Here is a 12,493-nt window from a genome sequence, read left to right on the forward strand (position 1 = left end):
ATTTTAAGCGCATTTTATATGCTCAATAACTATTACTATTAAAATACTTTTACAAGTACCTTAAAATCCAAAATAAAAGGTTAGTTTTTTTTACTTTTATAAAACCAGTTTACATAATTTTGTTTTTGTTAACTTAGTTTAAATAAATTTTCTGAAATCTTATCTGAAGCTTCTTTGTCCATTTCTTTTAATACATGCGAGTAGATATTCAGTGTAGTATTAATGTTTGAATGACCAACTCTTTCAGAAATAACTTTTATAGGAATTTTCGAATTTATTAATAAAGTTACATGTGAATGTCTTAAATCATGAAATCTAATATGATCCAAATTATGCTTATTTAAAAATCTAGAAAATTTTCTACTTAATACATCTTGAGCTATAGGCTCTCCATTTTTATCAAAAAATATAAAGTTGTTATTCTTTTTAATTTCACCTTTTAACTTTAACTCAATACATTTTCGCTTATGATTTTTAAGCATGTTAATAACTTCTGTTGGGGCAGAGATAGTTCTAATTGATGAATCAGTCTTAGGAGATTTTAAAACCACCTTTCCATTAGATCTAATCGTTATTTTATCTACAGTTATTAGTTTTTCATCAAAGTCTATATTATCCCAAGTAAGACCTAAGATTTCAGATATTCTTAGCCCTAAACCACTAGCTAGTACTATAGGTAGCTCCAAAGGAGTGTCCTTAGAAACGTTTAGCAGTTTGACCATTTCTTCTTGATTATATATCTTATTTTTAAATTTTCTAGACTTAGGTACCTCTATATATTCAACAGGATTTTCTCTTATCAATCTTAATTTATAGGCTCTCTTTAGAGCTAAATTTAATATATTTATATGGATTTTTATTGTTTGTGGAGTTAAAACTCCAACCAAATCATCTACATAATCTTGAATATGAATAGGTCTTAAGTCCTCTAATTTTATATCTCCAATCATAGGTATTATGTATTTATTACATATTCTAACATAGCTATTATATGTAGTTATTGATAAGTTTTCTTTATATTTTTCTAAAAAATCCATAAGGTGATTTTTCAGTATTGTTTTATTTGGAGCTAAAAAATCATCATTATAAATCGCATCTTTTAACTCTACCAACTTCTTATTAGCATCTCTTTTCTTTTCGAATGACCCCATATTTTTTTGCTTTTTCTTTCCGGTATCTGGGTCTTTATATTCTAAATAAACAATGTAATTTTTACTTCTTTTTCTTATGAAAACAAAGCTCATTTTATTCCCCCTAGCATTCTTTTTATTAATATATATAAATACTTAAACTTCTAATTTATAACAAAATATACATATAATTTTATCATATTTACTGTAGAAAAAACAGTTAAAAATTCTGACATTCAACTGACATAAAAATAATAAAACAAGATAAATCCTTTGAAAATACTACATTTTTTAAAAATGGCATAAAAGTATATATTTTATGTTTTCATGAACGTATATGTTCTTAATATCATAATCTATATATATAATACTGTCCAAAGGAGGCTTAACATGAGCAATAATAGTTATCCTCAGATGAAGGTTTTAAATACTCCAAGATGCATCTTAAGGCCCGCTACATTAAATGATGCTCGTGATATGTTTGAGTATTATAGTCAAGATATAGTAGTGAGATTTCTACCAATAAAAAAACATAAAAATATAGAAGAAACAAAAAGGTTTATAAAAACTTTTTTTCTAAAAAATTATGAACAAGGAAAAGTCGGACATTTTGCAATAGTATACAAACTTGATAATAAAACTATCGGAAATGTTGGGTTTAACAATATCAAAAGTTCTTCATTAGAAGGGGAAATAGGTATTTGTATAAATCCTAAATATTGGGGAAAGGATTTATCGACAGAGTTAGCTTCAGCATTATTAAAGTACGGTTTTGAAGAATTAAACTTACAAAAAATTATAGCAATAACATTTGAGAAAAATAATTATTCTAGAAAACCTTTAGAGAAACTAGGTTTTATATACTTAGGTATATTTAAGAAAAAGCTTCATTCTTCTAATTCAAACTTTGTAACTTGCCATAGGTATGAAATTTCTAAATCAGATTACTTTAAAAGATTTAATAAAAAATATAAAAGGAATGATTAATTTGACTAAAACAAATTGCAATAATTGGATTGATAGACACTTAAAATCGTGTTTAGCTAAAAGATTTAATAAGACAGAAGATGAAATAACTAAAGAATTTTTAGTTACATTAAGAGAAATAAATTTATCTGATCAAAACATAAAAAGTCTTTCTGGTATAGAATATGCAAAGAATTTAACTAGCTTGGTATTAAATAATAATAATATAAAAGATGCTAATATGCTAAGTGAACTAATAAAATTACAAAACTTAGAATTAAACGAAAATAGAATAGAAGATTTATCTTTTTTAAAAAAATTAACAAAGCTTAGATCTTTAAGCTTAGATTCTAATAATATATGTAATATTCCTAACTTATCAGATTTAAAAAATTTAAACCTAATGAATATATCAAACAACCGTGTACAAGATTTTTCTTTTGTAAATAAATTATCTAATAAAGCCATAAAAATTATAGCCAGCGATCAATTTATTTATTTAAATCCAATATCTGTTGACATAGGTGATAGTTATATATTTAACCTGGAAATGCCACTGGATGACGATAATTCAATATTATATGATAATGTACAAGTTACAGGTGACTATGAAGAATTCTACACAGACAAAAGGCCTTCATTTTTATATTCAATCTCAGAAGTTAAAATAAGGAACATATGTTCTAATTGCGTAATAAAAGCAGATTTTTATCACGAAGTTCTATTTTCTAAATCAGTAGTCTTGAGTGGTGTTTTAATTCAACCACTAATATTAAATTCAACGCCATCTTCTTTCAATTTAGAATGTGAAGAAACTAATTTATATTCAATATCTGGCAAAATTTGTTTTGATAACAATGATAATATAAAAAATAAAATTGTTACAATTATAGATTCTGAGGGTAATAAATATTATAGTACTACTGACTTACAGGGAAGATATAGATTTAATAATTTAAAAGAAGATAGATATACTCTATTATTTCCATTTTTAAATGATTATGAATATATAACTCCTAGTTTATATGTAATAAACTTAAAAGAGAAGAAATCTATAAATATAGATGCTTTTATTTCTCCAAAGTAGTATATAGATTAATTTTAAAAGAATCTAAGTATATCTAATTTAATTTAAAATATTTGATTCTTTATCATAATAGTATATAATATATATATTCTAAACAAATATAGAGAGGAAATGATTTTATGAAGGTTACTTTACCACAAACAGCAATTGATACACTAAACAAAATAGTAAGCGAAAACCAAGATAAACCAACTAACATAAGAATATACTTTGCAGGTTTTGGATGCAGTGGTCCATCTTTTGGTTTAGCTTTAGATGAGCAAAATAGTTCTGATGTAACTTATGACTATGATGGATTACATTTTATAATGGATCAAGCAGAATATGCACAATACGGAGATGTTACAATAGAAGATACTGGATATGGATTTAGAATCGTTGTTGAAAACATGCCTGAAGGTGGCGGTTGCAGCGGTTGTGGCGGTGGTTGCAGCTGTTAATTATAAAATAGAGTATTGGCTATGCTAATACTCTATAATTATTTATATTACTATTATTTCAACTAAGGAGAATTACTGTGAGAAGAAGAAAGAAAAAAGGATCTGATGAAAAATTAATAAGCTATACAGATTATGTAATAAAAGATGATATTGAAAAATTAAAAAATAATTGGAATTTAAAATTTAATAATCAAAATCCTATACATGTAGAGTTTGGTACAGGTAGAGGTAAATTTATAACAACATTAGCTAAACAAAATCCAGATATAAATTATATAGCTATGGAAATTAAAGAAGAAGTTCTTTTAAAGGCAGTAGAAAAAGCTAATGATGCTAATCTTAACAATATCTTATTTGTATGGGGAAACGTAAATAATATACTAGACTATTTCGGTGAAGGTGAAATAGATAGAGTATATGTTAATTTTTGTGATCCTTGGCCTAAGAAAAGATGGTCAAAAAGAAGATTAACACATAAAAACTTCCTTAATAAATATAAAGAAATATTAAATCAAAATGGAGAAATTCACTTTAAGACTGATAACCAAGACTTATTTGAATTTAGTTTAAACGAAATAGCTTCAAATAATTGGTTGTTAAAGAATATATCATTAGATTTAGCTAAAAACAATGATATAGAAAATGTAACTACAGAATATGAAGATAAATTTATGTCACAAGGCATGAAAATATATAGATGTGAAGCTTCAAAAAGAGATTAAAAAATATATAATAGAAGCTTAAATTAAATAGAAAAGCTGATTATAGTATTATTTATAATCAGCTTTTCTATTTTATAAAAAGTTATTTTTTTTCCTTGTTGAGTAAACACCTAAAATCACAATTATACAATAAAGCGAATAAAGGAATATTTTAATTTCCTGTATAGTTATTGATGACTCTATAGATTCTGGTAAAACTACAAGTATAGCAGATATAGCTATTAATAATGGATTAATTACAATTTGCTTATCTGTTCTAAGTATCATTATTTTACCTATCCATACAATAGTTAAAACGATAAAAGCAATTTTAAGAATAAACTCTGTTGTATCTAACATAATAAATACGCCCCTTACTATATTATTCTATTTATTATTTACATATAAGTATAAATATAATGTGCATTAAGATACATTATAACTTAAATATATATTCTTTTTAAGTATATAAATTATAATATTTTTTTAAGGAAATATAAATAGTAACTTTAGCATTAAATATAATTAGATATATTTATTAAATATAAATCATATTATTCTATATACATATTTATTAGAGGAGGATAAAGATGAAGTCTCAATTCTTAGAATGGTACACGCAGGCCATAGGAGGTATAATAGGTGTATTCGTTTGCATATATTCATATTTAAATGGATGGATGTTTGTATATGGTAATATAAATCAAAATTTTGATCATCTTAATTTTGGAGGAGTTATATCTAGTTATTGTTTATTGCCATTATGTCTAATAACATTATTTTTAGGAATAATTAAAGGCTTTTCTATGGATGTAAGTATATGTAATATTCATATAAGTAGTATTAATAAAGTAATTTCTATAATTACTGTAATAGTTGGGATATTAGGTGCTAAGTTTTACTTCTTTATACCTGCAATTTTTATATTATTCTACTTATATAAACCTATGATTAAAGTAAACGGACAATATAAACCTAATCCTGAGATAGAAGATTACAACGAAACAGAACAAATGTTCTGTACTAAAGAATATATCAACACATCACTTGATTCAGATAATATTTTAGCTTTAGAAGGTAAATCTATCAATTCCCCACAAAAAAATATAAAATATTTAGAAACAAGAAAAATAATGGCTTTAGAATTACTAGATAAAAACTCAGATCTTGAATTTATTATGGAACTAACTGGGCTTACTTTTGATGAAATACAAGAGCTAAAAAAATAGAAATAATGTCGGATATATTATAATATTATTTTTTTAGATAAAATATAAACTTTATATAGAATTTAGAAGATGTTTGGAAAAAAATAAAGGTTTTTATTTATTAATATAGAAGTATACCTTAAAGCAAGAATGTTTTAGTACTGTAGATATTTTAACCAATCCAAGAGGGGGATATTGAAATGGAAGTATTAAAAGTTTCATCAAAATCTAATCCTAATTCTGTAGCAGGAGCTCTAGCAGGGGTACTAAGGGAAAAAGGTAATGCAGAAATACAAGCTATTGGAGCTGGAGCTTTAAATCAGGCTATAAAATCAGTAGCAATCGCTAGAGGTTTTGTAGCACCTAGTGGCATGGATTTAGTTTGCATTCCAGCATTCACGGACATAGAAATAGAAGGTGAGCAAAAAACAGCAATAAAATTAATAATTGAACCTAGATAGCCATTAGGATATCAGATAAAAGCAACAGGAATATTAACCTGTTGTTTTTTCATTTGTCTAAATTATTAAATCATCGTAAATGTTTATATGTATAAATTATACTCTAGTGGCAATTATAATATATAGAATAAATCAATGCTAATTAGGAGATCTATATGCAATTAAGAAGAGCAATGGAAATTATAAATTCTAAGGATTCAAATGCCAATCGTAAAAGTAAAATTTTTTATAAAGAAAACCAAGTTAATCTACTAAGTGTTGATAATAACATAGGTACTGCCTATGTTGAATCTATGGATGGAAGTTGCAAATATGAAGTAGATTTAAAACAATTAAATGAAGTTACATATTAACTATCTATATTGTTGTAACGAATTAAAGTAACATAATTTACAGAAGCTTAATTCATTATAACAATATTATATAAAATATAAAAAGAGATTATTATTAAAAGCACACATAATAATCTTTTTTTTATGCTCTAAATTACAATAAAGAAGTAGGTTAGTAGAGAAGTAGTATAGATCTCATTACTATCTAGGTCATTTAGATAATACTGATACAAATCAGTTTATGTATCTAGAAAGAAGAGATGGATATAACACTAATAACCCAATAGAGAGACAAGTAAATCAATTTGCAGCAGAAATAGAAAAACAATAGAAGAAAAGTTTAATACATTAAAAGAAATAGATTTACCAATAAATTCTATAGAAGGCATATTAGCAGATATGTTTGGAGTATCTAGACAAAGTGTTAAATTCGGATTATGATAAAAACAAGTCAGACACTCAAAGAAGCTTATTATTAAATGATAAAAATAATAATTAATAATAATAGATATTTTACAAAAGCCATAGATATAAGATACTAAACAATTAGCGTTTTATATCTATGGCTTTTATTATTATTCAAGTTAGATCTAAGGATATTATATATGTGATCATATTAATTTATTAATTTCAGCTTTGAATATGCTTTAGCATAAATAATATTAGTATGTGTGCATATGATATAAATTAATAATTTAATATTTTTATTAATTTATAATTTACATCAATATCATATATTTAAGTATACGAAGAGTGGTATAACTTCCAATATATAACTAGTCTCTAAATGTATATTTAGGGAATAGTTATATATGTAATTAAATATATATACTATATACCTATATATATTTGATTTTTTTACAATTTTTATAATATAAACCAAATCTATTTTTTTACTATTCTCTTTTTGTTTTTATAATTTTATTTTTTTATTTATAACTTTTATTTCGTTTCAGTGAAATTCTTTAATTATATCTAAATAAAATCTCAATTCTTATAAGCACTTATTTGAGATATTTATTTAGATTTTAAACCTTATATCCTTTTTTATAATACTTATTTATATAAACCTAAACAAAAACGCTCCTAATACCATTTAAATCCATTTTTGTATATATAGTTATTCATATATTATTTAAGCTTCATTAACTTCTTTATTTACGTTATTTGCATAAACAATCCCCTAAATAATAATACTTTAAAGTCTATACCCTATACTTTTATTTAAACCTAATAAGTTGAAAGAAAAAATTTATTATGATATTTTAATATTATTAAAATACCTTATATTTAAAATCGGGAGGATTTATTTTGAGTGATAATAAAATTTTAAAAATTAATAATAAATCAGATAAACCAGATAACATAGTATTCCGAGATAATGATATCATGGAAAAATGCATAAAGGTTGAAAGTAAATTGCCTAAGTTTATGAAAGACTACTTTATATATCTTAAAGGATCTGTAGCTGTATCAACTAGGTATGCTTATTTAGAAGATATTCACTTCTTTTGCAATTATCTTGTAGAAATGCAAGAACTTACAAGTGCACAAAATACAAGTGAGATTACATTAGAAGAATTTAATAATATAAAGTCGCGTGATGTTAACTTATTCTTAGGTGATTACTGTAGTAGATACTATAAGCATACAGAGAAAAATACATTAATTTATGAAAATAATAATAGGGCTCTAGCTAGAAAAAAATCATCTATCTCTACTCTATTTAAGTTCCTTTATAGAAATGAACAAATTGACAATAACATTACAGATGGTTTTAATCCAATTAAGCTTCCTAAACCTCAGCCAGATGCTATAAAAAGACTTGAAATCGATGAGGTTGCTAGGATGCTAGATTCTGTTGAAAATGGTGAGGGTCTTACTGAAAAAGAAAAAGTATATTGGAAAAAAACAAAGCTTCGTGATAAAGCTATATTAGCTCTTTTTGTAACTTATGGTCTAAGATTAAATGAGTTAAGAGAATTAAATATTTCCTCTTTTAATTTTTCAAGAGGCGAATTTAAAATATATAGAAAACGTGGTAAAGAAGTTTTAATGCCTATAAACCATACTTGTGAGACTGTAGTAAAGGATTATATATATAATGAAAGGCCTGAAAGTGAATCTTTACCAGAAGATACAAAGGATGCTTTATTTTTATCTCTACAGAAAAAAAGATTAACTCCAAAGGCAATAAGGCAACTAGTAAAGAAATATACGTCAATATCTATGGATACATCAAGAAGTAATGGATATAGCCCTCATAAGTTAAGAGCAACTGCTGCGACTTCATTAATTCAAACTGGATTTTCAATTTATGATGTACAGAATTTATTAGATCATGACAATGTAACTACTACACAGCTTTATGCTGCACATAAAAAGAATGTAAAGCGTGATATTGTAAATAATTTCGAATGGGTAAATGATGATAAATATGAAGATATAAAAGAAATTGAGTCTGAAATAAGTGATAATTTAGATTTATAAAATATAATTTTGACAATTTAGAACAAACGTTTGTGTAAATATACTTATTATGTTAAAATATAATTATAGACATTAATTATTTTGGAAATTTAGTTTTTTAATATAATTTACATATAATAGAAAGGAGTTGATATAATGTATTTAGATTTAAGTGAAAAACAGGTCTTGGTACTAGAGTTTATAAAAGAACAACTTATGACTAAAGGTTATCCACCTTCTGTAAGAGAAATATGTACTGCTGTAAATATAAAATCTACATCAACTGTACACGGTTATTTAAATAAGTTAGAAAAATTAGGATATATTAGAAGAGACCCTACTAAGCCTAGAGCAATAGAAGTTTTAGATGGAAGTTCTTCTTATGGTAATGTATCAGGGTTAAATCAAGAGATTATAAACCTTCCTCTTGTTGGTCAAATTACAGCAGGTGAACCAATATTAGCTCAAGAAAATATTGAAGAATATATACCTCTTCCTGCTAACTTACTTAAAGGAAGCGACAATTTTGTTTTAAGGGTAAAGGGAGAAAGTATGATTAATGCAGGGATATTAGATAATGACTATATTATTGTAGATAAGAAAAATATAGCATCGAACTCCCAAATTGTTGTAGCACTAATAAATGGAGAAACTTCTACTGTTAAAAGATTCTTTAAAGAAGGTGGCTTTGTAAGATTACAACCTGAAAATGAATTTATGGAACCGATAATATTAGATTCTAGCTCCGTTGAAATTATTGGAGTTGTTACAGGTGTATTTAGAACTATAAGCTAATAAAAAAGATATGATTAAAATTAATCATATCTTTTTTTATGTAATTAAATTATTTATATTTATGCTAATTCTAAAGCAATTTCCATCATTTTAGTAAAAGCAACTTGTCTTTCATGAGACGTTGTTTCTTCTCCAGTAAATGGACAGTCTGATATTGTTAATATAGTTAATGCATTTACACCTGCTCTTGATGCATTCATATATAATGCTGCTGCTTCCATTTCAACACAAAGTACGCCCATTTTTTGCCATTTACGTAGAGGTTCTAATCCTCCATCATTATAAAACGTATCTGATGATAATATATTTCCAACTGTAACTTCTGTTCCCTTTTCTTTAGCAACATCTACAGCTTTTTGTAGTAATTCATAACTAGCTATTGGCGCATATGTTCCTGGCAATCCATACTGATCTGCATAATTAGAATTTGTACAAGCTCCCATTCCTATAACAACATCATGTACTTTTAGCTTCTCATTAATTGCTCCTGCTGAGCCTACTCTAATTAAATTTTTAACTCCATAAAAATGTATTAATTCATATGAGTATATTCCTATAGATGGAATACCCATTCCACTTCCTTGAACTGATATTTTCTTACCTTTATAATAACCTGTATATCCAAACATACCTCTAACTGTATTGTATTGAACTACATCTTCTAAGAAAGTTTCTGCTATAAACTTTGCTCTAAGAGGATCTCCTGGTAATAAAACAGTTTCTGCTATATCTCCAACCTTCGCATTATTATGTGGTGTTGGAACTGGTGATTTACTCATTAAATATACCTCCTAAAATTAATTAAAATCAATAATCAAAATTATTGCATTGTATAGTATACTATAATTATAAAAATAAGTATATATTTAGTATAATGTTATTTTAAATATTATACGGGGGTGTTATCTTGTCTAAGAATTATCAGTGGCTTGCTATTCTTATTCTTATTCCCATGTTGCTATTTACATTTATAGTCACCGTTAAAACACAATCTTATTCTAATAATCCTACAAAAATTATATATAATTATTATAATTTTAAAAATCAAAAGGATCTAAATAGCATATCAAATTTATTATATAACCAAGATGAATTAAGCAAAATTGAGCTTCAACTATCTTCTCTAGATGAAATTAACATATTAAGCGTAAAAGAAGATAATAATTCTAGTATTTTAAATTTATACTATAGGTCTAATAAAAATTTAGATGATATTCATGAAGTTAAAGTCTATAAGGTTATATACAACGCAACCTATAATAATCAATCACAAAATATATATAAAGATGGAAAGTATGAGACATGGTGTTTTTTAATTAAAGAAAATAACTCAAATGAGTGGTTATTAGATGTATGTGATAGCTAAAATAAAATAAAGTAGTCATATACAATGTATAATGACTACTTTATATTTATAAGATAATATTATACTCAGCCTATATTCACTGAAAATATGCTTTTATCTATGATAAAATAAGATAACTCTGTCTATAAAAAATACTATAGGGAAGTATTTCTTTATTTTTATTACCTTGATAAATAATATGAATCTTTATAAAAAAATGTTACTTTTAGTTTCAAAGAACATTTGTTCTTTTCTCTTTAAATCATCATATTTTATTTTAAATCGCTAATATTATTATCAATTGTTAAATACTTAAGTATATTAGCTAGTGGAAGTCTTTTTGCTTCAATTCCTTTTCCAAAATCTTCAAAGCTTCCTACTATATCTTTTCCATAAGTACTAATTATTCCATCCTCTAACTCAGATATATGCTTAAAGATATAATCTTTAACCTCTTCTAAACTCTTAAGATTTTTTATTTCATTTCCTCTTAAGACATGTTTAAATATCTCAAAACCTTCTCCTCTTGATGTCCATATAAAAATTCTAAATGTAATTAAAGATTTCTCTATAAATAATCCAGAACTAATTGAATTCATATGATTTATATCCTCATATAAATGCTGATTAAAATCAATAAATCCACTTGGACAAAGATCATATGATTTTGCATCACTGTATTCTATATTATTGTCTAAAACTAATTGATGAAAATCTTCATATCCATTAGCATTTATTAAAATATCTGAAAAGTTTGTAGGTTGAATAAATATTTTTTCTTTAGTTATAAATTTATTTTGCATAAAAACCTCACTTAAATACTTAATTTTTATAATCTATTTTAACACATCGAAAAAATTATTTAAATTACTTATTTTACTATTTAATAGTCAGCATACTTGTTCAGTAGATTCAATAATACCATTGTTTATATTTATAACTTTATCAACAACTTCTTTTGCAAAATCTATATCATGAGTAATTATTAAAATTGTCATACCTTGATTTTTTAGTTTTTTCATTATTTTTATTATATTTTGAGTAGTTTCTTTATCTAATGCTGACGTAGGTTCATCAAAGCACAGAACCTTTGGCATTAATGCACAGGCTCTAGCTATTGCTACTCTTTGCTGCTGACCTCCTGATAATTGAAATGGATAAAAGTTTCCTTTATTATCTAAATCAACTAATGTAAGCAGCTCATTTGCTTTTTTTATAGCTTCATCATTAGGTATTTTAAAAATACTTATAGGTGCCTCTATAATATTTTGTAATACTGTCATATGAGGAAATAGATTGAAATTTTGAAATACCATTCCTATTCTCCCCTTTTTACTTTGTATATCATTACTGTTATTTAAAACTTCATTATCTATTACTATCTCCCCAGAATCAAACTGCTCTAGTCCATTTAAACATCTAATTAATGTTGTTTTCCCTGCTCCAGATTTACCAAGTATAACACCTATTTCACCTTTTTCTAAATTAAAAGATATATTTTTTAATACGTGGTTATTTTTAAAAGATTTATTTAATTTTTTTATAACTAGCATTTGCCT

15 protein-coding genes are annotated in these 12,493 nt (G+C 25.2%); 10 read left to right on the plus strand and 5 right to left on the minus strand.

The window, feature by feature from the left end:
• Positions 1-128: 128 nt before the first annotated feature.
• Positions 129-1,244 (minus strand): tyrosine-type recombinase/integrase, encoded by a 1,116-nt coding sequence (locus tag HF520_RS05685; RefSeq protein ID WP_168573099.1) that lies wholly within the window; start codon positions 1,242-1,244, stop codon positions 129-131.
• A gap of 276 nt (positions 1,245-1,520) precedes the next feature.
• Here HF520_RS05685 and HF520_RS05690 point away from each other — a divergent pair, with 276 nt between their 5' ends.
• From HF520_RS05690 to trmB, 4 genes are all read left to right on the plus strand, one after another.
• Positions 1,521-2,117, plus strand: a complete 597-nt coding sequence (locus tag HF520_RS05690; protein ID WP_168573100.1) for a GNAT family N-acetyltransferase — start codon at positions 1,521-1,523, stop codon at positions 2,115-2,117.
• Between the two features lies 1 nt (position 2,118).
• Positions 2,119-3,183, plus strand: a complete 1,065-nt coding sequence (locus HF520_RS05695) for a leucine-rich repeat domain-containing protein (RefSeq protein WP_168573101.1) — start codon at positions 2,119-2,121, stop codon at positions 3,181-3,183.
• Positions 3,184-3,302: 119 nt separating this feature from the next.
• The gene (locus tag HF520_RS05700) at positions 3,303-3,623 is read left to right on the plus strand and encodes a Fe-S cluster assembly protein HesB (RefSeq protein WP_168573102.1); all 321 of its coding nucleotides are present in this window, start codon (positions 3,303-3,305) and stop codon (positions 3,621-3,623) included.
• Between the two features lie 77 nt (positions 3,624-3,700).
• Positions 3,701-4,345 carry a tRNA (guanosine(46)-N7)-methyltransferase TrmB gene (gene trmB / locus HF520_RS05705; protein WP_168573103.1) on the plus strand — a complete coding sequence of 215 codons (645 nt, stop codon included), beginning with the start codon at positions 3,701-3,703 and terminating at the stop codon, positions 4,343-4,345.
• Positions 4,346-4,417: 72 nt separating this feature from the next.
• Here trmB and HF520_RS05710 read toward each other — a convergent pair whose 3' ends face one another.
• Positions 4,418-4,684, minus strand: a complete 267-nt coding sequence (locus tag HF520_RS05710; RefSeq protein WP_168573104.1) for a hypothetical protein — start codon at positions 4,682-4,684, stop codon at positions 4,418-4,420.
• Positions 4,685-4,914: 230 nt separating this feature from the next.
• On the opposite strand from HF520_RS05710, the gene HF520_RS05715 reads away from it, so the two are divergent.
• The 5 genes from HF520_RS05715 (at position 4,915) to lexA (ending at position 9,589) form a co-directional block, all read left to right on the plus strand.
• The gene (locus HF520_RS05715) at positions 4,915-5,553 is read left to right on the plus strand and encodes a hypothetical protein (RefSeq protein WP_168573105.1); all 639 of its coding nucleotides are present in this window, start codon (positions 4,915-4,917) and stop codon (positions 5,551-5,553) included.
• Between the two features lie 179 nt (positions 5,554-5,732).
• The gene (locus HF520_RS05720) at positions 5,733-5,993 is read left to right on the plus strand and encodes a stage V sporulation protein S (protein ID WP_168573106.1); all 261 of its coding nucleotides are present in this window, start codon (positions 5,733-5,735) and stop codon (positions 5,991-5,993) included.
• A 155-nt stretch (positions 5,994-6,148) separates the two neighbouring features.
• Entirely contained in the window at positions 6,149-6,346 is a 198-nt protein-coding gene (locus tag HF520_RS05725; RefSeq protein ID WP_168573107.1) for a small, acid-soluble spore protein, H family, read from the plus strand.
• Positions 6,347-7,633: 1,287 nt separating this feature from the next.
• Positions 7,634-8,815 (plus strand): tyrosine-type recombinase/integrase, encoded by a 1,182-nt coding sequence (locus HF520_RS05730; protein WP_207711053.1) that lies wholly within the window; start codon positions 7,634-7,636, stop codon positions 8,813-8,815.
• Between the two features lie 135 nt (positions 8,816-8,950).
• Entirely contained in the window at positions 8,951-9,589 is a 639-nt protein-coding gene (gene lexA, locus HF520_RS05735) for a transcriptional repressor LexA (protein WP_168573108.1), read from the plus strand.
• Positions 9,590-9,648: 59 nt separating this feature from the next.
• Here lexA and deoD read toward each other — a convergent pair whose 3' ends face one another.
• The gene (gene deoD / locus HF520_RS05740; protein ID WP_168573109.1) at positions 9,649-10,368 is read right to left on the minus strand and encodes a purine-nucleoside phosphorylase; all 720 of its coding nucleotides are present in this window, start codon (positions 10,366-10,368) and stop codon (positions 9,649-9,651) included.
• Between the two features lie 128 nt (positions 10,369-10,496).
• Between deoD and HF520_RS05745 the strand changes: the two genes are divergently transcribed.
• Positions 10,497-10,955 carry a DUF4829 domain-containing protein gene (locus tag HF520_RS05745; protein ID WP_168573110.1) on the plus strand — a complete coding sequence of 153 codons (459 nt, stop codon included), beginning with the start codon at positions 10,497-10,499 and terminating at the stop codon, positions 10,953-10,955.
• 251 nt (positions 10,956-11,206) lie between these two features.
• Here the strand turns inward: HF520_RS05745 and HF520_RS05750 are convergent, their stop codons facing one another.
• A complete protein-coding gene (locus HF520_RS05750; RefSeq protein WP_168573111.1) occupies positions 11,207-11,737 on the minus strand; it encodes a hypothetical protein in 531 nt (176 codons plus the stop codon).
• 87 nt (positions 11,738-11,824) lie between these two features.
• Complete coding sequence (locus HF520_RS05755) at positions 11,825-12,487, minus strand: amino acid ABC transporter ATP-binding protein (protein WP_168573112.1); 663 nt, start codon at positions 12,485-12,487, stop codon at positions 11,825-11,827.
• Positions 12,488-12,493: the final 6 nt, after the last annotated feature.

The sequence above is a fragment of the Romboutsia sp. CE17 genome, assembly GCF_012317385.1.
GTDB lineage: Bacteria > Bacillota > Clostridia > Peptostreptococcales > Peptostreptococcaceae > Romboutsia_E.